Source organism: Pantoea sp. PNT03 (genome assembly GCF_014852515.1).
GTDB classification, from domain to species: domain Bacteria; phylum Pseudomonadota; class Gammaproteobacteria; order Enterobacterales; family Enterobacteriaceae; genus Pantoea; species Pantoea leporis.
Map to the genome: position 1 here is coordinate 225,499 of NZ_JACVBT010000004.1, position 21,137 is coordinate 246,635.

19 protein-coding genes are annotated in these 21,137 nt (G+C 54.6%); 8 read left to right on the forward strand and 11 right to left on the reverse strand.

Going from position 1 to position 21,137, the window contains the following annotated elements; all coding sequences use genetic code 11:
* The first annotated feature begins 56 nt into the window (after window positions 1–56).
* Window positions 57–3,158 (forward strand): Ig-like domain-containing protein, encoded by a 3,102-nt coding sequence (locus IB226_RS15645; protein ID WP_225608326.1) that lies wholly within the window; start codon window positions 57–59, stop codon window positions 3,156–3,158.
* Between the two features lie 83 nt (window positions 3,159–3,241).
* On the opposite strand, the gene IB226_RS15650 is transcribed toward IB226_RS15645, so the two are convergent.
* Both IB226_RS15650 and IB226_RS15655 read right to left on the reverse strand, forming a co-directional pair.
* Window positions 3,242–3,550 carry a putative quinol monooxygenase gene (locus tag IB226_RS15650; protein ID WP_008103384.1) on the reverse strand — a complete coding sequence of 103 codons (309 nt, stop codon included), beginning with the start codon at window positions 3,548–3,550 and terminating at the stop codon, window positions 3,242–3,244.
* A gap of 31 nt (window positions 3,551–3,581) precedes the next feature.
* On the reverse strand, window positions 3,582–4,160 hold the full coding sequence (locus IB226_RS15655; RefSeq protein ID WP_008103382.1) for an NAD(P)H-dependent oxidoreductase: 579 nt from the start codon (window positions 4,158–4,160) through the stop codon (window positions 3,582–3,584).
* Window positions 4,161–4,323: 163 nt separating this feature from the next.
* Between IB226_RS15655 and IB226_RS15660 the strand changes: the two genes are divergently transcribed.
* Window positions 4,324–5,088 (forward strand): transporter substrate-binding domain-containing protein, encoded by a 765-nt coding sequence (locus tag IB226_RS15660; protein WP_192236287.1) that lies wholly within the window; start codon window positions 4,324–4,326, stop codon window positions 5,086–5,088.
* Between the two features lie 138 nt (window positions 5,089–5,226).
* On the opposite strand, the gene IB226_RS15665 is transcribed toward IB226_RS15660, so the two are convergent.
* The 6 genes from IB226_RS15665 to IB226_RS15690 all read right to left on the reverse strand — a co-directional run bounded on the left by IB226_RS15665 (window position 5,227) and on the right by IB226_RS15690 (window position 10,572).
* Window positions 5,227–6,090, reverse strand: a complete 864-nt coding sequence (locus IB226_RS15665; protein WP_101763006.1) for a ketose-bisphosphate aldolase — start codon at window positions 6,088–6,090, stop codon at window positions 5,227–5,229.
* A gap of 128 nt (window positions 6,091–6,218) precedes the next feature.
* Complete coding sequence (locus IB226_RS15670) at window positions 6,219–7,070, reverse strand: class II fructose-bisphosphate aldolase (RefSeq protein WP_101763007.1); 852 nt, start codon at window positions 7,068–7,070, stop codon at window positions 6,219–6,221.
* A gap of 9 nt (window positions 7,071–7,079) precedes the next feature.
* A complete protein-coding gene (locus IB226_RS15675; protein ID WP_101763008.1) occupies window positions 7,080–8,171 on the reverse strand; it encodes a PTS fructose transporter subunit IIC in 1,092 nt (363 codons plus the stop codon).
* 11 nt (window positions 8,172–8,182) lie between these two features.
* Window positions 8,183–8,497: a PTS fructose transporter subunit IIB gene (locus IB226_RS15680; protein ID WP_101763009.1), complete on the reverse strand. Its 315-nt coding sequence runs from the start codon at window positions 8,495–8,497 to the stop codon at window positions 8,183–8,185.
* Window positions 8,498–8,521: 24 nt separating this feature from the next.
* Window positions 8,522–8,992 carry a PTS sugar transporter subunit IIA gene (locus IB226_RS15685; RefSeq protein ID WP_061720482.1) on the reverse strand — a complete coding sequence of 157 codons (471 nt, stop codon included), beginning with the start codon at window positions 8,990–8,992 and terminating at the stop codon, window positions 8,522–8,524.
* Between the two features lie 17 nt (window positions 8,993–9,009).
* Window positions 9,010–10,572 (reverse strand): transcription antiterminator, encoded by a 1,563-nt coding sequence (locus IB226_RS15690; protein WP_101763010.1) that lies wholly within the window; start codon window positions 10,570–10,572, stop codon window positions 9,010–9,012.
* A gap of 407 nt (window positions 10,573–10,979) precedes the next feature.
* Here IB226_RS15690 and parC point away from each other — a divergent pair, with 407 nt between their 5' ends.
* The 3 genes from parC (at window position 10,980) to ftsP (ending at window position 15,576) form a co-directional block, all read left to right on the forward strand.
* Window positions 10,980–13,250 (forward strand): DNA topoisomerase IV subunit A, encoded by a 2,271-nt coding sequence (gene parC, locus IB226_RS15695; RefSeq protein ID WP_192236289.1) that lies wholly within the window; start codon window positions 10,980–10,982, stop codon window positions 13,248–13,250.
* Window positions 13,251–13,291: 41 nt separating this feature from the next.
* Complete coding sequence (locus tag IB226_RS15700) at window positions 13,292–14,029, forward strand: 1-acylglycerol-3-phosphate O-acyltransferase (protein ID WP_101763012.1); 738 nt, start codon at window positions 13,292–13,294, stop codon at window positions 14,027–14,029.
* Window positions 14,030–14,148: 119 nt separating this feature from the next.
* Window positions 14,149–15,576, forward strand: coding sequence for a cell division protein FtsP (ftsP, locus tag IB226_RS15705; RefSeq protein ID WP_192236291.1), 1,428 nt, complete (start codon window positions 14,149–14,151; stop codon window positions 15,574–15,576).
* A gap of 173 nt (window positions 15,577–15,749) precedes the next feature.
* Here the strand turns inward: ftsP and dkgA are convergent, their stop codons facing one another.
* The gene (dkgA, locus tag IB226_RS15710) at window positions 15,750–16,577 is read right to left on the reverse strand and encodes a 2,5-didehydrogluconate reductase DkgA (protein WP_101761794.1); all 828 of its coding nucleotides are present in this window, start codon (window positions 16,575–16,577) and stop codon (window positions 15,750–15,752) included.
* A gap of 205 nt (window positions 16,578–16,782) precedes the next feature.
* Here dkgA and IB226_RS15715 point away from each other — a divergent pair, with 205 nt between their 5' ends.
* Window positions 16,783–17,694 carry an AraC family transcriptional regulator gene (locus IB226_RS15715; RefSeq protein WP_192236293.1) on the forward strand — a complete coding sequence of 304 codons (912 nt, stop codon included), beginning with the start codon at window positions 16,783–16,785 and terminating at the stop codon, window positions 17,692–17,694.
* Here IB226_RS15715 and IB226_RS15720 read toward each other — a convergent pair whose 3' ends face one another.
* Together IB226_RS15720 and metC are read right to left on the reverse strand one after the other, a co-directional pair.
* The gene (locus IB226_RS15720) at window positions 17,695–18,357 is read right to left on the reverse strand and encodes a DedA family protein (RefSeq protein WP_101761796.1); all 663 of its coding nucleotides are present in this window, start codon (window positions 18,355–18,357) and stop codon (window positions 17,695–17,697) included.
* A gap of 98 nt (window positions 18,358–18,455) precedes the next feature.
* Window positions 18,456–19,646 carry a cystathionine beta-lyase gene (gene metC, locus IB226_RS15725; protein WP_192236295.1) on the reverse strand — a complete coding sequence of 397 codons (1,191 nt, stop codon included), beginning with the start codon at window positions 19,644–19,646 and terminating at the stop codon, window positions 18,456–18,458.
* Window positions 19,647–19,906: 260 nt separating this feature from the next.
* On the opposite strand from metC, the gene exbB reads away from it, so the two are divergent.
* Both exbB and exbD read left to right on the forward strand, forming a co-directional pair.
* The gene (gene exbB / locus IB226_RS15730) at window positions 19,907–20,635 is read left to right on the forward strand and encodes a tol-pal system-associated acyl-CoA thioesterase (RefSeq protein WP_192236537.1); all 729 of its coding nucleotides are present in this window, start codon (window positions 19,907–19,909) and stop codon (window positions 20,633–20,635) included.
* Window positions 20,636–20,640: 5 nt separating this feature from the next.
* Window positions 20,641–21,063, forward strand: a complete 423-nt coding sequence (gene exbD / locus IB226_RS15735) for a TonB system transport protein ExbD (protein WP_008103349.1) — start codon at window positions 20,641–20,643, stop codon at window positions 21,061–21,063.
* The last annotated feature ends 74 nt before the right edge of the window (window positions 21,064–21,137 follow it).

The following is a 21,137-nucleotide window of genomic DNA, read 5'->3' on the forward strand; positions in this document are numbered from 1 at the left end:
TAAATATTTAAAGGAATATATTCATGGCGAATAACAGTATTAATGAAATTAAAGAAATGAAAATCAGTACTATTACCGACAGAAATTTTGGTTGGAAAGATATACAAGTCGATCTCAAAGATGCCGGTGGTCGTGTTGAAATTCTTATTGATGGTGTGGTTTACAAAGCACCTATCGATGAAAATGGTAAGTGGTCTTTCACACCGCCAGCGGGCTGGGACGAAGGCTTACATACCGTGCAGTTGATCACCATCGATAAAGCGGGTAACCGCTCACCAGCAAATTCAAATTCCTATATTGTTAATCTGGATACCCAAGCCCCAGAAGCGCCGGAAATCTGGCGTGTGGTAGACAACACTGGCAGCAATAAAGGTAATTTGAACCCGGGCGAAATCACCGATGAACACAAACCTGTCATTTCAGGTGTTGCGGAGCCAAACTCGATCGTTTACCTGTATGACAACGGCGGAAAAGATCCGATTGCGTCAGTCAAAACCAATAGCATGGGTGCATGGACCATCACTCCAGAATTGGCTGATGGCGAACATAGCCTGACCGTAGTGGCAAAAGATGCCGGCAAACATGAAAGCCCAGCCTCTGAGCCATTCGTGGTCGTGGTTGAAGCGGGTGCGGTGGTGAAAGCCGAAGGCCCAACTACTGAGTTGCAGCAATCCGAAGAGCCAGTAGTTGGCACGCAAGATTTCGGCACATTCAAAAATGGCTGGGAGGGATATACCAAAAAGAACTACATTGAGCAATCCGGTACAGGTGAAGCGAATGCGGAAATTCAAATTACCTTGAACAATGAAGTGTATGTCATTCGTGCTAATGATAAAGGTGAATGGAAATTCAAATCTGATGAGTTGCCAGATGGCACCTATTTCTATCAGCATCGCGTTCGTGACAAAGCTCATAACTGGGGTGCTCCAACTCAAGTCATTCTGCATGTTGAAGCCGAAGCACCTGAAGCGCCGCAAATCCTGCGCGTCATTGACGATGAAGGGAATGTTGACCACTTAACTTCGGGTCAATACACCGACGATAAAAACCCAACGCTGTCTGGCGTGGCTAAACCAGGCTCGCTGGTCTTCATTTACGGTGCGGATTCAGCACCGATCGGCAGCGTGACAGCAGGTGGCGATGGTCGTTGGACCTTCACACCGGAACTGACCACGGATGACACCTATATCTTCAACGTGGCGTATCAGGATCGCTACGGTCGTATGAGTCCAAAATCAGACAACTTCATCCTGAGACTGGATGCTACTGCACCTGAAGCGCCTTCACTGGAAGGTGTTTACGATGACGTAGGCCGCGTAACCGGTGAGCTGAAATCAGGCGATACCACTGACGACACCACCCTGTCGCTGTCGGGTAAAGCGGATGCCGGTTCCATTGTACGTATCTGGGATGGTGAAAAAGTAGTTGCAACCGTTATTGCCAACTCACGTGGTGAATGGTCTTACGAACTGGATGTCGCCGAGGGCAAACATGCACTGCGCGTAGATTCCGTCTCCAAAGGTGGGGCTGCTTCTGCTCCATCAGAAGAGTTCATTGTGATTGTTGATACCCAAACGCTGCCTCCGGCACAGATCGAAGAGATCGTCGCCAACAATGGTGCTGAAGAGCGTCCGCTGGTGAGCGGTGATGCTACCAACGATGACACCCCAGTGCTGCGCGGTTCAGGTGAAGAGGGTGAAATTGTTTATGTTTACGATAAAGACAAAGTCATTGGTTCAGCTACCGTAGGCAAAGATGGCAAATGGGAAATCGAGCTTGATCCACTGGAAGAAGGTTCGCATGAGCTGAAGATCAAAATCGAAGATCCAAAAACCGGCAAAAGTTCAGACTTCTCAGATCCGGTCACCATCGTGGTGGATTTGACCGCACCTGAAAAACCGGTTGCTCCGGGCATTGTCGATAACACCGGTGATGAGCAGGGCATCATCCAGCCAGGCACGCCAACCGACGAAACCCAGCCGGAGTTCACCGGTGGCGGTGCTACGCCGGGCGACGTTGTGGAAATCATCATCATTGATAAAGACGGAAAAGAGCAGGTCATTGGTAGCGGCGTAGTCGACGAGAAAGGTGATTGGACCGTCACCCCAACCGATCCAATCGGTGATGGTGAGTACGACGTGGTGGTTGAAATTACCGATCCGGCGGGCAACACCTCCGATCGTTCCGATCCAATTGAACTGATTATCGATACCAAAATGCCGGGCGAAATCAAGGACTTCGAATTGTGGGATGACGTAGGTGCAATTACCGGTCAGATCCTCGATGGCGGCGTAACTGATGATAAATCGCCAACCGTGCGCGGTACCGGTGAAAACGGGTCTAAAGTCATTATCTATGATGGCGATAAGCAGATCGGTTCAGCAACAGTGGTTGATGGGAAATGGAGTTTTGATCTGCCTGCTCTGACGGAAGGTGCGCACAATATCCGCGTTCAACCTGTCAGCGCTTCAGGTGTGAAAGGCCCGATCAATGAAGGCATCAACTTTGATGTGGATCTGACCGCGCCTCAGGCTGGTACATACACCGGTGGTACGTTCATTGACGTTGATGGCTATCCTCGTCCAATTGTTCCTGATATCAACGGTCAGGTCATGAAGCTGAACGGTACCGGTAAAGAAGATGGCACCGTGGTAGTGGTCTATGGCGATGCGGCGCGTACCGAAATCATCGGCAGCGCGGTGGTGACCAACGGCAAATGGACACTGGATACCAAAGAACTGGCTGAAGGTAGCTACCATATCTCCTTCGGTTACCGTGACGCGGCGGGTAATGAAGTGGCCGGTGAAGAATCGTTCGATGTAAACGTCGACGTTACTCCACCAGAGCCTATCGATCCAGGCGACCTGTTCCCAGACTCATTCAACGAAGCGCTGATGAGCATGTCACTGACGGATATTCTGTCCATGAGCGATGACTCGTTATTCATCGACAACGGTAAAACGCAGTTGATGATTTCGGATTCTGCGCAGGAAGTGACCTTGCAAGACATCCTGCCGGAAGGTGAAGACGTGAATAACTGGAGCCAGGCAAATGGCACCGTAACCGTGGCAGGCGTTGAATATAACGTTTACCAGAACAACGGTGGTGATGCTGAAGTGATGGTTCCACAGCACCTGCTGCAGGAACAACAGCACTAATTTCTGATTAGCTGCGAAACAAAAGCCCCGATCGTAAGACCGGGGCTTTTTCTATGCATGATGATGAACGAGAAAAAATCGGCTTACTTAGCCGCTTCCAGCACCAGGATCTTGACATCGACTACTTCATCTTTAATCAACGCGCGATGCGCATCCATGTGTGGCATCTGCTGATGCTGCTCCAGATGACGCAGTGATTCCCATAGCTCCAGCATGAAAATGGAATCGGGTGAATTCTGTTTCCACGGCACTTGCGCCTGATGATCAACTAATGCGTCATATTGATGGCAGCCATCTTCTTCCAGCACGGTAGGAATCAGCTGGTTAATCGCATCCAAAACCACCTGGCGACGGCCCGGTTTGACACAAATCTCTGCAACGACGGTTAACATAGTGCTTCCTCTTTTCCCTGGGTGCTTACAGTTAAGCAAAGATCTGGCTGAGATGAGTCCGATAACGTTCGATATCGCGCGGTACGTCCGGCATTTTAATCACATCGTTACAGATAAAGGTCGGCAAACCTTCCATACCGAGGAACTGGTTGGCCTTGTGGAAGTGCAGATACAAACCGTCCACGCCCACGCCTTCAAAGAATTGCTCAGGATCGTTAAAGGCTTCCAGCGGCGCGTTCCAGGTCAATGACAGCATGTATTTCTTACCCTGAATCAGGCCGCCGGAGCCGTATTTTTTACCGGCATCGCTGCGTGTGCGGCCATCGCTGGCATACAGTGAACCGTGACCTTCGGTGAAGACATCATCGATATACTTTTTTACTGTCCACGGCTCGCCCATCCACCAGCCGGGCATTTGATAGATCACCACATCGCTGTCGAGGTATTTCTGCACTTCTTCTGCCACGTTGTAGTCGCTGTCGGCAATCGTTACCTGTACCTGATGACCAAGATCGCGCAACTGGCTGGCTGCGACGTCAGTTAAGGTATGGTTCAGTTCGCCTTTCGAATGGGCGAAGGTTTTGCCACCATCGATAATTAAAAAGTTCATGTAATCCGCTCCGTTTCTCGTTGATGCCGCACACTCTACGCGCGCGCAGCAGCGAGAAAAATGCGTGATCGATCACAACACTTTTGCTAATAAAGCAATAATACGCAGGGTTATGAAACAATCCGTGATCAAACCAACATCAACTCCCATAAAAGAAGAAAACATGAAAACCGCGATACTGAGTGCATTACTTATGGTGACGGGCGCTGCTCAGGCGCAATCCCACCTCGATGACATCCGCGCAAGCAAAACCTTAAAAGTCTGTACCACCGGTGATTACAAGCCATATAGCTATTTGCGCAGCGATGGCCAATACGAAGGATTGGATATCAGCATGGCGCAATCGCTGGCGGCAAGCCTGGGCGCAAAAGTGCAGTGGGTGCCAACCACATGGAAAACCCTGAGCGATGATTTTGTGGCCAGGCAGTGTGATATCGCATTGGGCGGCGTATCAGTCACCCTCAAGCGTCAGCAGATCGCCTGGTTTGCTCAGCCGCTCGGTGTTGATGGAAAAATTCCACTGGTGCGCTGTGCTGATAAAGCGAAATACCAGACGGTTGAACAGATTAACAAGGCGAGCGTGCGCGTGCTCGAACCGGCGGGCGGCACCAACGAAGCCTTCGTGCACAGCCATCTGCCGCAGGCAACGCTGCAGCTGGCTGACAATGTGGGGATTTTCCAGCAGTTAGTGGATAACAAAGCGGACGTAATGATTACCGATGCGTCTGAAGCGCTGTTCCAGCAGCAGCATTATCCCGCGCTGTGCGCCATCAATCCGGACAAACCGATGCAGTACGGCGAGAAGGCCTACATGATCCCGCGCGATGATATGAGCTGGAAGTTGTATGTTGATCAGTGGCTGCATCTCAGCACCGCCACCGGCGAATACGCGCAGATTGCTAAACAATGGTTGGGTGCGACTAAATAACAAAAGAGCGCGATAAATCGCGCCGCTACAAATATGTGCGCGTGGCTGATTACCATACTTAATATCTGCACATACCGTAGCGGCGCAATTTATTGCGCATTGCCGAGCACGTTGAAGATGCCAGGCTTACTACTTAACTCAACGATACAAACTCGCCTTACCCAACCCGCCAAACAGATTCATTTTGTAGCGAATGACTTCCTTCGCCGCCGCAATGGCATCGGGATAAATCACATTCGGATCCCACCAGGTTTCGCGTGCCAGAATCTCGCGCAGCTTAGCGAAATAGGCGAACTTCATGTCGCTGGAAATATTGATTTTGCCCACGCCCAGCGTCACCGCTTCCGCGATCTCGGCATCCGGATTTGCTGAACCGCCGTGCAGCACCAGCGGAATAGTGGTGCGCTGCGCAATGTCTCTGAGGATATGCATCTGCAGCTCAGGCTTCATATCTTTCGGGTAGATGCCGTGCGCGGTGCCAATCGCTACCGCCAGCGTATCTACACCGGTGCGCTGCACGAAATCCTCTGCCTGCGCCGGTTCGGTGTAGATCACTTTACTCACGCCGCCTTCCACTGAAGTGCCGGTATCGCCGATGGTGCCGAGTTCACCTTCCACCGAAACGCCCACCGCATGCGCCAGTTTCACCACTTCTTTGGTCAGCGCCACGTTCTCTTCATAAGGCAGCAATGAACCATCGATCATCACTGAGGTAAAGCCGCATTGAATAGCGCGCAGCACCTGAGCAATGGACGCACCGTGATCGAGGTGGATGGTGAACGGCACTTTGCTTTTCAGCGTGCGCTCGCGCACATAGCCAAAGAACTCATCAGTGACAAACTCCAGCTCGCTTGGATGGATGGAAATGATCGCCGGCGTATGGGTAGCTTCAGCTTCTTCAACTACCGCGCGGATAAAGCAGCTGTCGGCCACGTTAAAAGCGCCAATCGCGTAGCGGTGTTCACGAGTCGGTGCCAACATCTCTTTCATTGAAATCAACATGTTAATATTTCCTCAGCGTGATGTTTACCGGAGCCGACGCATGCGCCGACCCGATAGTGGATATGAATGTGAAATTGATAATGCGACCTTGTGTCGCCATTCATGGCGAACACCAACCAACCTGATGACTAAACCTTGCCCGCCGATCCCGACCAGCTTAGGTACTCCGCCACCACTTCGCGGCAGGCGGACTCCATCAGCCCAAGCACATCGGCTAACTCAGCGTGAGGATGCTGCTTCAAGGCCTGTTCCACCGCCATTTTTCCGGCATCAAACACCGCCGCGCCGACGTTGATCTTAGCAACGCCAAACTCACTGACGCGGCGAATATCCTCAGCGGGCGTGCCCGATCCGCCGTGCAGCGCCAGCGGTCGCGAAGAAACCGCCTGCAACTCCTGCAAGCGCTGAAAGTCGATCTTTGGCTTCACACCCGCCGGATAAAGCCCGTGCGCGGTGCCAACCGAGATCGCCAGCAGGTCGATATCGGTCTGTTCGATAAACGGCAGCACATCGGCCACCTGCGTCATCTTCACTGAGGCATCAGCCAGTTCGTAGGTTGGCGCATCGGCGATATGTCCTAGCTCGCCCTCGACGCACACGCCGGCGGTATGCGCCATCTTCACCACGGCGGCGGTCTGGCGAATGTTCTCGGCGAGCGGTTCAGAAGAGGCATCGATCATCAAGCCGGTAAAACCGGCGCGAAACGCCTGACCAATCAGCGGGAACGCTTTGCCGTGATCGAGTGCCAGCGCCACCGGCACGCTGGCGGTCTCGGCCAGCGCACGCACTAACGGCACCGCGACAGCAGGCGGGAAGTGCGCGCTGTGTCCCTGATAAACATTGAGGATCAGCGGAGCACGCTGCTGCTCGGCGGCCTGAATGGCGGCGCGCGCGGTTTCAAGGTTGAAACAGTTGATCGCTAACACCGCATAGCGCTGTTGGGCGGCGGCCTGAATCAGGTCGTTCATCATGGCAAACATGGTGGCTCCTTATTCCAGAGTGAATTTGATCTCTTCATCGCGGACGCCGGGAGCTTCCACGTCATCGAACTCTTCATCCGCCTGCGTCACCGGCTTTTTCAATACCGACAGCATCACGCCGCACACTGTGGTGCCGATGCCGAGTGCCAAACAGAACAGCCAGGGTTTGGTGAACAGCGGCACCACAAACATGCCGCCGTGCGGCACCGGTGCGCCGACGCCCCACACCATAATCAGCCCACCGGCGATGGCGGAGGCCACCACGCAGCTGCCGACCACGCGGAACAGGTCGCGCGCTGCAATTGGAATCACGCCTTCGGTAATCATGCAGATGCCCATCGGGAAGGCGGCTTTTAGCGCCTCTTTTTCCGCTTTGGTATATTTGTTGCGGCTCAGCAGATAAGAGAGCGTGATGCCGAACGGCGGAATCATTGAGCCGACAAACTTCACCGCTTCCGGTCCGTAAATGCCATCAACCAGCATACCGTCGGCGAACAGCGACATGGTTTTATTCACCGGACCGCCGAAGTCGAAGGTGGCCATCGCGCCGAGGATCGCGCCCATCACAAATTTCGAACCGCCTTGCATCGACTCCAGTAGGGCAATCAGCGCCTTCTGCAGCCAGACAATCGGCTGGCCGATGAAGGTCATCATCAGCAGCCCGGCGATGATGGTGCTCAGCACCGGCAGCACCATAATCGGCATCAAGCCCTGCATCGATTTCGGCAACTTAATAGTGCGGCGCAGCAGCAGCACGGTGTAACCGACCAGGAAGCCACCGAAGATGCCGCCGATAAAGCCTGTGCCGATCTGCCCGCAGATAAAACCGACGATCAGGCCAGGCGCGAAGCCGGGACGATCGGCAATCGAGTAAGCAATCGCCGCGCTGATCAGCGGCACAATCAGCCCCATGCCCCAACCGCCGATCTGATTCAGCATCCACGCGAGAGTGCCGGTCTGTTTACCGACATCCGGCCCGCCGATCACCTGGCCGAGCGCGATGCAGATCCCGGCGGCGACGATCAGCGGGATCATCCACGAGATCCCGGTAAGCAAATGCCCTTTGATCTCCTGGCCGTACTGACGTTTGTTGTCACTCATGATGGATCTCCTCAGGCGCGCGCCAGTGAATCCGCCACTTTTTCGAGGAATTTCACCGGTGATTTGATCACTACTTCGGTTTTCACTCGCACAATGGGTTTGCCCTGAAAGCGCTCCTCGCCTTTGATCTTCACGTCAACGGCGAGGATCACCACGTCCGCAGCGGCGATATCTTGCTGCGTCAGCGCCGTTTCGGTGCCGATGGTGCCCTGAGTTTCAACGTGGATGGTGTGGCCCAGCGCGTGGGCCCCTTTAATCAGTTTTTCGCGCGCAATGTAGGTATGCGCGATGCCTGCCGTGCAGGCCGCTACACAGACGATATTCATGTGTCACCTCAGAGAGTTAGGGTGTTAACAGAGGTCGGTTTCGGCGTACTGACTAAACAGCCGGATGATATTGCTGGCATCGTTTTCCACCAGCAGTTGGGCTATCACCTCATCATCGGCCAGCGCACTGGCCACCTGCGACAACAGGCGAATATGGGTGGTGTTCTGATCTTCCAGTCGCACCGCGAACAGGATGATGCAGCGCACCTGGCTGCCATCGAGCGTTTCCCACGGAATGTCGTGTTGGGTGCGGCCGATGGCGAGCGTGGTTTGTTTCACCGCGGCGGATTTACCGTGCGGGATGGCGATATGATTTTCGAAGCCGGTGGAACCTTCAGCTTCCCGCAGCCAGACGTCTTCAATAAAGGCAGCGCGGTCGCTGATGGCGCCGTCGTGGTAGAGCAAATCGGTGAGCTCATGAATCGCTTGCTCTTTGGTGGTGGCGGTCAGCGCCAGGTTAACGCGGCGTGGCGTCAGAATGCGCGAAATATCCATGATCAATCCTCATTCAATTAATGTTCAGCCAAAGCGCAGGAGGCGCCGTCGGGCAGCTGGCTGCCAATCATGGCGTCAGTCACCCGCCGAATATCGTCATCGTTAAAAAAGGCGCTGACATACACCGCCGGAACCGCTCCGGCGTTGAGGTGAATAGTAGTAATCACCAAATCCACCGTTTCTCGCTGGCAAAACTCCGCGTGATTACTGGCGGAAACCACGCCGACAATCTCCCAATCCGGGAAGGCGCGCAGAATGCGACTCTTCAAAAGGTGCGAGGTTCCCACGCCGCTGGAGCACACCACCAGAATGCGTTTGTGGGCGATTTGTCGCTCCAGCGCTGCCTGGAAATGCACGCACAGATAACCTATTTCGTCATCCGCCACCGATGAAAGTCCCTGGCTGCGCGCGGTTAATTGCATCGCCTGTTGCGTTAATGAAAATATTTCCTTCATCTCCTGCTGAATATCCTCCAGCAGCGGATTACGAATATGAATATGATATTTGAGTCGATTTAATAATGGCTTTATATGAACTAATAATCCTTCAAATAATAATCGGTCCTGCGCTAAGTCCTGCTGAATAAATGACGCGAAGCGATCGATTAATTCACAGGTTATTTTTACTGATTCAGCGGTGGAAAATTGATTATGCAGCGGCGCGTTATCGCCACGCTCTTCTACCACAATGCCGGACGAGACAATATATTGATAAATAAAACCCACTTCATCGGCTGGCAATGCGCAGCACATGCGCTGTTCAATCTGCACCACCATATTTTGGGCAATCTTCAGAATGCGCTGGTCGAGATCCTGCGCGCTGGTCAGGGTTTCCAGCGCCAGCGCGTTACCTTGCGCCATGCGATGCATCATGATCAGAATATGGGTGCAGAGATTGAGGTACCACGCGTCGCCCAACGGATAACTCAGTTGCTGCTCCATTTGCTGCAGCAGCGCCTGCACAAAAGCCACATCCTCGTCGCCAAAATAGTGCACCAGCGCTTGCTGGCTGCCGGGATCGAGGCGTGGTAGCAGCGGCGTGCCGGCTACGTTCTGCTGCATCACATCATTGATCAGCGAGACCATCGCCTGGCGCAGCGTCTGCTCATTGCCTTCGATGTGGGTGCCGCCGGGGCCGCGCTGCAGCACCAAACCCAGCGGCTGCAGCCACTCTTCGATCACCTTCAGGTCATTCACAATCGACGCATGACTGATAAAGTAGCGTTCCGACAATTTACTGATTGAAGTCGCGCGTGGCGCATCACTCAGCAGCTGCGAGGCAATCTTCACCCGTCGGCTGTTGTGGCTCAGCGCATCCGAACTGCTTTCGTCGCCGTTAAGCTGCTGCTCCAGTTGCAGACGCTGCTGCAGATCGTCTACCCGCAGACGTATGCCGCGTCCCGGCATTTTTTCCAGCTGCAGCGACCAGTCGCGAAGCCAACTCTCCAGCCACTGCAAATCGCGCTGGATGGTTTTCTCCGACACGCCAAGCTGTAAAGCTAATTCTTTTGTCGGCTGCGGTGCGGCATGATGCAGCAGCAATTTTACTAATCGGTGTTGTCGCGAAGTCAGTATTTGCATTCGTTCACCCTTATTTTGGCAAAACGTTTATGGCTAATTGGTGGTTATATTTATTCCATGCCAGAAATCAGACGTGCAAAAATGTGGGGCTTGTGGAGTATGAATTTAGGAGAGTAATCACTAAGCAACAATACTAAATGTTGTCCCGGCTTGCGGACACCATTAATACGCTAAATGCCTCGCGATATTAATTGCGAAGTTGCTCACAGATTATTGCCGATATTCACTGTGACATGGCTCCCATTCCGTTTTAATTTTCCAACCAATATCACGCTATTTAATGCAAGACGATTCTGTTTGCTGAACGGGCTTCTCTGTGACTAAACCGCACGAATAAGGTAATATCCTCGCCAAATGACCGCCGGATGTCCCGCCGTTGCGGGCCACGAAGTGAGGATGCGAGCTGAATGAGCGAATTGACGCAGGATGGTGCAGAGCGTCTTGCCCTGCACACGTTTACCGAAAACGCGTACCTGAACTACTCCATGTACGTGATCATGGACCGCGCGCTGCCGTACATCGGCGATGGCCTCAAGCCAGTGCAGCGCCGTATTGTGTATGCCATGTCGGAATTGGGTCTCAATTCCAATGCTAAATTCAAAAAATCGGCGCGTACCGTTGGTGACGTGCTGGGTAAATACCATCCGCACGGCGACAGCGCCTGTTATGAAGCGATGGTGTTGATGGCGCAGCCGTTCTCCTACCGTTATCCGCTGGTGGATGGCCAGGGAAACTGGGGTGCGCCGGATGATCCAAAATCCTTCGCCGCGATGCGTTACACCGAATCGCGCCTGTCTAAATACGCTGAAATCCTGCTGGGTGAACTCGGTCAGGGCACGTCCGATTACATTCCGAACTTCGACGGCACCCTGCAGGAGCCGAAGATGTTGCCGGCGCGTCTGCCCAACATTCTGCTCAACGGCACCACCGGCATCGCCGTGGGGATGGCGACCGACATTCCGCCGCATAACCTGCGCGAAGTAGCGGAAGCGGCGGTCAAGCTGATCGACAACCCGAAAACCACGCTGAATGAGCTGCTGGATATTGTGCAAGGTCCGGATTACCCGACCGAAGCGGAGATCATCACGCCACGCAGCGAAATCCGTAAAATCTATCAAAGCGGACGCGGTTCGATTCGTCAGCGTGCGGTGTGGAAAAAAGAAGATGGCGATGTGGTGATCACCGCGTTGCCGCATCAGGTGTCGGGCGCACGCGTGCTGGAGCAGATCGCTAACCAGATGCGCAATAAAAAGCTGCCGATGGTGGAAGATCTGCGTGATGAGTCCAACCACGAAAACCCGACGCGTTTAGTGATTGTGCCGCGCTCCAATCGCGTGGATCTCGAGCAGGTGATGAATCACCTGTTTGCCACCACCGATCTGGAAAAAAGCTACCGCGTTAACCTGAATATGATCGGACTGGATAACCGTCCGGCGGTGAAAAACCTGCTGGAAATCCTTTCTGAATGGCTGGTGTATCGCCGCGATACCGTGACGCGCCGCCTCAACTATCGTTTAGATCGCGTGCTGCGTCGCCTGCATATTCTTGAAGGTATGCTGGTGGCGTTCCTCAATATTGATGAAGTGATCCACATCATCCGTACCGAGGATGAGCCGAAGCCGGTGCTGATGTCGCGTTTTGACATCAGTGAAACCCAGGCCGAAGCGATTCTCGAACTGAAACTGCGCCATCTCGCCAAACTGGAAGAGATGAAGATTCGCGGCGAGCAGGCGGAGCTGGAAAAAGAGCGCGATCAGCTGCAGGCGATTCTGGCGTCCGAGCGTAAGATGAGCAATTTGCTGAAGAAAGAGCTGCTGGCCGATAGCCAAACCTACGGCGACGATCGCCGTTCGCCGCTGCACGAGCGCGAAGAAGCCAAAGCGCTGAGCGAAACCGAGCTGGTGAGCGCTGAGCCGGTAACCATCGTGCTGTCGCAAATGGGCTGGGTGCGCAGCGCCAAAGGCCACGATATCGATCCGGCGGGCTTAAGCTACAAAGCGGGCGACAGCTATCTGGCCGCCGCACGCGGCAAGAGCAATCAGCCGGTGGCCTTTATCGACTCCACCGGACGCAGCTACACGCTGGATCCGACCTCATTGCCGTCCGCGCGCGGGCAGGGCGAGCCGCTCACCGGCAAACTGACGCCACCGCCGGGCGCGGTGATTGAGCAGGTGCTGATGGAGCCCGACGATCAGAAGCTGTTGATGGCCTCTGACGCCGGTTACGGTTTCATCTGTACCTTTGCCGATCTGGTGTCGCGCAACCGTGCCGGTAAAGCGCTGCTGACGCTGCCGGAAAACGCCAAAGTGATGACGCCAATGGCGGTACATTCGGGCGATGATATGCTGCTGGCAATTACCCAGGCCGGACGCATGTTGATGTTCCCGGTTGGCGATCTGCCGCAGATGTCGAAAGGCAAAGGCAACAAGATCATTTCGATTCCTGCTGCGGAAGCCGCGGCGGGCACCGACAAACTACAATGGTTGCTGATTCTGCCGCCGGGCGCGTCAATCACCGTGTATGTCGGTAAACGTAAGCTGATCATGCGTGATGAAGATCTGCAGAAAGTGCGTGCCGAGCGCGGTCGTCGCGGCAGCGTGGCGCGTGGCCTGCAACGCATCGATAGCGTTGAAGTGAATGCACCAGCGCGTCCGAAAGCCGACGCGAGCGAAGAGTAACGCTGTAATTCAGGCGATGGAATGCCCCATTTGAGGAATCTATGTTACTAATTTTACGAGCAATTATTGTTATTGTTTATTCGATTCTGGTCAGTATTGTTGGCTGTATCTGGTGTCTGTTTTCACCGCGTAATCCGCGTCACGTCGCAACCTTCGGCCATCTGCTCGGTCGTCTGTCGACGGTGTTTGGTCTCAAAGTGGAACTGCGTAAACCGGCGGAAGCCGCGCATTATGGCAACGCGATCTATATCGCTAACCACCAGAACAACTACGACATGATCACGGCGGCTAAAATCGTGCAGCCGACCACCGTGACCGTGGGCAAGAAAAGCCTGCTGTGGATTCCGTTCTTTGGCCAGCTCTACTGGCTGACCGGTAACCTGCTGATTGACCGTGATAACCGCTCCAAAGCGCACGGCACCATCGGTGAGTTGGTGGAACAGTTCAACAAAAAGCGCATTTCGTTCTGGATGTTCCCGGAAGGGACGCGCAGCCGCGGTCGTGGTTTGCTGCCGTTCAAAACCGGTGCGTTTCATGCAGCGGTAGCCGCCGGTGTGCCAATCATCCCGATTGTGGTTTCCAACACCCACGACAAGATCAAGCTGAACCGCTGGAACAACGGTTTGGTAATTGTGGAGATGTTGCCGCCGGTCGATACCTCGCAGTTTGCTACCACCTCGGTGCGTAAGCTCGCCACGCACTGCCGTGAATTAATGTCGACTAAACTGGAAGAATTGAACGCCGAAGTCGCCGAACGCGAAAAAAACGGTAAACTCTGAGCAGCCAAAATGGGGCAGGTGATCATCTGCCCCGTTCTCAAGCCACACAGCAACTCATCATTAATTAGAACAACATGGACACGGCGTCCTCACGCCACGCTCAAAAGGTCTGAAGTTTTATGTCTTGCAGCAGACGTCAGTTTATTCAGCTTTCTGCCGGTGTCGCACTGGCTTCCAGTGCTATGCCTTTCGCCGCCCGCGCCGCCGCGCCATTGGGCGATACGCCACTTCCTATTCCACCGCTGATTGAATCCCGTCGCGGTCAGCCGCTGTTTCTCACCTTGCAGCGCAGCCATTGGTCGTTCAGCGGCAACAGCAACAAAGTGCCGGTGTGGGGCTTTAACGGCATGTATCTCGGCCCAACGGTGCGCGTGTATAGCGGCGACGATGTGAAGCTGATTTACAGCAACCGCCTCAACGAACCGGTATCGATGACCGTCAGCGGTTTGCAGGTGCCGGGCGCGTTAATGGGCGGTGCGCCGCGCATGATGTCGGCCGGAGCTGATTGGGCGCCGGTGCTGCCGATTCGTCAGGGCGCGGGCACATTGTGGTATCACGCCAATACGCCAAATCGCATGGCGCCGCACGTCTACAACGGACTCGCCGGCATGTGGCTGGTGGAAGATGACGTCAGTAAATCGCTGCCGCTACCGAAGCATTATGGCGTCGATGATTTCCCGCTGATTATTCAGGACAAGCGCCTCGATAACTTCGCCACGCCGGTTTATAACCCGCCCTCCAGCGGCGGTTTTATGGGCGACGTGCTGCTGGTGAACGGCGTGCAAAATCCCTATGTCGAAGTCTCACGCGGCTGGGTGCGTTTGCGTTTGCTGAACGGCTCGAACGCGCGCCGCTTTGATCTCACCTTCTCCGATAATCGTCCCTTTACGGTGATCGCCAGCGATCAGGGCTTCCTGCCTGCGCCGGTGGCGGTGCAGCTGCTGACGCTGGCTCCCGGCGAACGTCGCGAAGTGCTGGTGGATATGTCACAGGGCGATGAAGTTTCGATCATGGCCGGAACGGCGGCGGGTTTGATGGATCGCCTGCGCGGATTGTTTGAGCCGTCATCGATTCTGACCAATACGCTGGTGCTGAGCTTACGCCCAACCGGCTTGTTGCCGCTGGTGACTGACAATCTGCCGATGCGTTTGCTGGCGGATCAGATTCTTGATGGCGTGGCGGTGCGCACGCGCGAATTCCGCATTGGCGATAGCGAGCCGGGCATTAATGGCGTGTTGTGGGACATGAACCGCATTGATACCACCGTGCAGCAGGGCACCTTTGAGCGCTGGATTATCCACGCGGATCGCCCGCAATCGCTGCATATTCAGGGCGTGATGTTCCTGATTAAGAACGTCAATGGCGCGCAGCCGATGGGCGAAGATCGCGGCTGGAAAGATACCGTTTGGGTGGATGGCAGCGTGGAGCTGCTGGTGAGCTTCCCGCAGAGTTCGTCGGATCACTTCCCGTTTGTCTATTACAGCCAGACGTTAGAGATGGCGGATCGCGGGACGGCGGGGCAGTTATTGGTGAATTCAGCGTCTTAATGCCCTCACTCCAGCCCTCTCCCGCAAGCGGGCGAGGGAGCAGATCGAGCAAAACGCACCTTAAGGTTCCCTCTCCCGCAAGCGGGCGAGGGAGCAGATCGAGCAAAACGCACCTTACGATTCCCTCTCCCGCCTGCGGGAGAGGGTTAGGGTGAGGGGAAAAGCGCGCCATCCTACCCGTTAAACGCCTCCGGATCCGGTCCCAAACGGTTGCCGCTATCCAGCTTACTGATCTCACTCACTTCAGTTTTATCCAGCCTAAAATCAAACACCTGGAAATTCTCACGAATACGTTCCGGGGTAATCGACTTCGGAATCACCACCAAACCGCTATCCAGATGCCAGCGAATCACGATTTGTGCCGGCGTCTTGCTATATTTCTTCGCCAGTTCGCGGATAATCTCCTGATCAAACACGCCTTTACCGCCTTGCGCCAGCGGGCTCCAGGATTCGGTTTGAATCTGGTGCAGCGCATTCCACGCATGCAGCGTGCGCTGTTGCAGCATCGGATGCAGCTCAATCTGGTTCACCACCGGCGACACGCCGGTTTCATCGATCAAACGCTTCAGATGCGCCTCGTGGAAGTTACATACGCCGATGCTCTTGGTTAAGCCCTGTTGCTGCAGCTCAATCAAACCTTTCCAGGCTTCAACGTAGTTATCTTTTTCCGGGCACGGCCAGTGCATGAGATACAAATCCACCTGCTCTAACTGCAACTTCTTCAGGCTGGTTTCCATTGCCTGTTGCCAGTTGGTTTGGTCGTCGTTCCACAGCTTGGTGGTGATAAAAATGTCATCGCGCGCCACGTCGGTCTCTTGCAGCGCTTGCCCAACCGCTTCCTCATTTTTGTAGATAGCGGCGGTATCGATGGAGCGATAGCCGACTTTCAGGGCTTCCAGGATGGCGTTGCGCGCATCCTCAATGCTCGCTTGCCACACGCCGAGGCCAAGCTGCGGCATCATGTTGCCGTCGCGCAATTTAATAATGGGTTGATCTGCCATAATTGCTCCTTATCTGTTGCAGGGACTTACCGTAGAAAAGATGTGCTTAAGTCTAGTCAACAAACCTCACCTCAGGATCATTGTGGCAAGCGGGCGGCACTTTTGCCTGATGGATTTCTGCAAGAATCTTGCCTGATTCTCCAGAATAGTGGAGCTTTGCACAGCCTTACGGCAAACTGACTTTTTAGCTGCCCAAGAGAGATGCATGCCAAACGACGCCCTTTGCCGCCAGCTAGCGCAGCGCGTAGTTGCGCTGATGAGTGACCTGCTTAAGCCGCTGTGCGCGGTAGAAAATGTCAAATTGATCTATGCCTGCGAAACCTTGCCGCGTACGCCGATGATGTATCAACCCGGCATCGTGATTCTGTTTCAGGGGCGTAAAACCGGCTATCTCGGCAGCACCGTTTTCCACTACGACGCCACCAAATATCTGATGCTCACCGTACCGCTGCCGGTGGAGTGCGAAACCGAAGCCACGCTGGCGGAGCCGCTGGCCGGCATGTGTTTGAGCGTGGATGTCGCCAGCCTGCAGGATTTGCTGATGGATATCGGCGATGACGAGCAGTTCCAGCCGCAGGCGCAAACTTCCGGCATCCATTCGGCGTTCATGAGCGAAGAGATGCTGTGTGCGGCCGAACGCTTGCTGGATGTGATGAATAACCCGCGCGACGCCCGCGTGCTGGGGCCGCAGCTGGTGCGCGAGATCATCTATTACGTGTTAACCGGACCGATTGGCGGCGCGCTGCTGTCGCTGGTCAATCGGCAGACGCAGTTCAGTCAGATTGCGCGTGCGCTGCGTCGCATCGAAAACCACTTCGCGGAGAGTTTGAGCGTCGACATGTTGGCCGCTGAAGTGAACATGAGCGTTTCGGCGTTTCATCATAACTTCAAAGCGGTGACGCAAACCTCGCCGCTGCAATACCTTAAGCGCTATCGCCTGCATCAGGCGCGCCTGATGATGCTGCAGGATGGCATGAAAGCCAGCGCGGCGGCGGTGCGCGTCGGTTATGAAAGTCCATCGCAGTTTTCGCGTGAGTTTAAGCGCTATTTCGGCGTGACGCCCGGAGAAGAGGCGAGCCGCGTGCGTCAAACCTTACCGTTTGACGCCGCGTCGTAATCAGGAGAGTTTCTGGCGGCGTTTTTTCCAGATCACCACAATGCTGCCGGCCAGGCCGATAAACAGCAGCGCGATCGGCAGAATCATCAGGATCGCCATCACCTGATCTTCATGGCGCTTGATAAAGGGCACATGGCTGATGCCGTAGCCCAGCGTCACCACAATCCCAACCCACAACAAGCCGCTCAGCCAGTTAAACAGCTGGAAGCGGCCATTGTTTAAGCCGGAAATCCCGGCCATGGTCGGCAGTAAGGTGCGCACAAAGGCCAGGAAGCGGCCAACCAGCAGCGCCATCAAACCGTGGCGGTTAAACATATTCCACGCGCGCTGATGATATTGCGCGGGCAGATGCAGTAACCAGCTTTTCACCAGTTTGGTGTTGCCGAGCCAGCGTCCTTGCAGATAGCTGAGCCAGCAGCCAAGGCTGGCCGCCGTGGTCAGAATCACAATGGTCGGCACGAAGTCCATCACACCTTTGGCGACCATCGCGCCCGCCAGTAACAGCAGGCTATCGCCCGGCAGGAATGACGCGGGCAGCAAACCGTTTTCCAGAAACAGCGTTAAAAACATCACGCCGTAGACAATCCAAACCACATCCGGATTGCCGAGCGCGGCAAAATCCTGATGCCAAAGCGCCTGGACAATCTCATGTAAAACACCCATCAGCTATTCCATCGAGTCACAAGGAGTCTAATTTTAACCTTCTGTGGCATTGCATACGTTGATCTCTCATCGCCGCCACAGCGTGGTTTATCTTCTGTTTAACTTCTTAAACGTGCAAAACCGGCTTTAAGATCATCCAGCAAGTCATCGACATGTTCGAGGCCGATATGCAGACGCACCAGCGTGCCGTCAAAATCCACGCCGCCCGCCGGACGAATCGCCGCCAGCTCTTCAGGCTGGTTCGCCAGAATCAGGGATTCATAGCCGCCCCACGAATACGCCATGCTGAAATGGTGGAAGTGATCGAGGTAATTTGCCAGCTGCTCACGGCTCAGTTTTTCATGCAGGATGAACGAGAACAAACCGCTGCTGCCGCTGAAATCGCGCTGCCAGAATGCGTGGCCTTTACACTGCGCCAGCGCGGGATGATTAACGCGCGCCACTTCCGGCTGCGTGGCCAGCCATTCCGCCACCTGCAATCCGCTCTCTTCGTGCTGACGCAGACGTGTGCCCAACGTACGAATGCCGCGGCTCGCCATATAAGCGGTATCGGCATCGACCATTTGGCCCATCAGATAGGAGTTTTCGCGCAGCTGCGGCCAGCAACGCTCATTTGCTACCGCCGTGCCAATCATCGCGTCGCTGTGACCAATGATGTATTTGGTGCCGGCCTGAATCGAAATATCGATGCCATGCTCCAGCGCGTTAAACAACACGCCCGCCGCCCAGGTGTTATCGATCATGATGATCGCATCCGGCGCTTTGGCGCGTACGGCGGCAACAATCGCGGGAATATCCTGCACTTCCATGGTGATCGACGCCGGTGATTCCAGGAACACCACGCGCGTATTCGGCTGCACCAGTTCGCCAATTTCGCTGCCGATGCAGTGATCGAAATAGGTGGTGGTGACGTTCAGCTTACTGAGAATTTTCGAGCAGAAATCCTGCGTCGGTTCGTAGACCGCGCCGCTCACCAGAATATGGTCGCCAGCTGCGACAAAGGACAAAATGGCATTAGAGACCGCCGCCGCGCCGCACGGATAGAGCGCGCAACCTGCGCCGCCTTCCAGCTCGGTCATGGCGTCTTGCAGCGAGAAATGGGTGAGGGTGCCGCGACGACCATAAAACAGCTCGCCTGACGCGCGGCCAGCGGTAGCACGTTTCTTGTCGGCGACCGTGTCAAAAACCAGGGATGAAGCGCGTTGAATTACGCTGTTAACTGAGCCTTGCGTGTAACGTTTACTGCGTCCCGCGCTGACAAGCGTGGTGTCTATTTTTTTCGTTGCCATCACTGCCTTTCCTGACATTTCCCACAAAACATTCACGTTACCACGAATCAGTGTAGCGGGTTGAGCCTGATTGCGGATTATCAGAGTGAGGCCAGTATTGCGCATAACATCCGCTAACTTGTGGAAATCGCGGGCATCTTTGCTTTGTAAATAGTAATGAGAACCACTATCACTTCGGTGGTGTTTTTTGCTATGATCCGCGCTTCAATCGTGAACTGTGCAACAGAAGTTGGAGATGCAGCGTGGTAGCCAGTGATTTGATGCAAACGGATCTTTCCGTTTGGGGCATGTATCAGCATGCCGATATCGTGGTAAAGATTGTGATGATTGGCCTGTTACTGGCTTCGGTTGTCACCTGGGCAATTTTCTTCGGTAAGTTTGCTGAGCTGAGCGGGGCGAAACGTCGCCTGAAACGCGAGCAGCAAGCGCTGGGCGAAGCCCGCTCATTAAACGATGCTTACCGTGCTGCTGAAAACTTCAAAAGCAACAGCCACAGCGCTGTGCTGCTAAACGACGCGCAGAATGAGCTGGAGCTCTCCGCTGGTACTGAAGATCTGGATGGCATCAAAGAGCGCACCAGCTTCCGTCTCGAACGCCGCGTGGCTGCATTTAGCCGTCATGCCGGTCGCGGTAATGGATTCCTCGCCACCATCGGTTCCGTTGCGCCGTTTATCGGTCTGTTCGGTACCGTTTGGGGCATCATGAACAGCTTCATCGGCATCGCGAAAACGCAAACCACTAACCTCGCAGTCGTCGCGCCGGGCATCGCCGAAGCGCTGCTGGCTACCGCGATTGGTCTGGTGGCGGCAATCCCCGCCGTGGTTATCTACAACGTCTTCGCGCGTATGATTGCCAGCTACAAAGCGTCGCTGGGCGATGTCGCCGCGCAGGTGATGTTGCTGCAGAGCCGCGATCTGGATCTCGGCAACGTTGATACCGCGAAAGAAGCCAACCGTCCAGCGGCGGCACAGAAACTGCGCGTAGGATAAGTATTATGGCGATGCGTTTAAACGATGACTCGGTCGGCGATGGCGAAATGCACGAAATCAACGTGACGCCGTTTATCGACGTCATGTTAGTTCTGCTGATCATCTTTATGGTCGCCGCGCCATTAGCTACCGTCGATGTGCGCGTTAACCTGCCAGCATCGACCAGCGCGCCGCAGCCGCGTCCGGAAAAACCGGTTTATCTCTCCATCAAGGAAGATAAGCAGATCTTCATCGGAAACGATGCGGTCACCAAAGAGACGCTGGTGAATGCGCTGACGGCACAAACCGAAGGCAAGAAAGACACCACCATCTTCTTCCAGGCGGATAAATCGGTGGATTACGCCACCCTAATGGAAGTGATGGATCAGCTGCGTGAAGCCGGTTATCTGAAGATTGGTTTGATGGGCATGGAAACGGTGAAGAAGTAACGTCACTCCACTTAGCCTTGCCGTAAAGGTCGCTCCCGCAGCGGCCTTTTTTAATGCCTGCACGCAATTTGTTA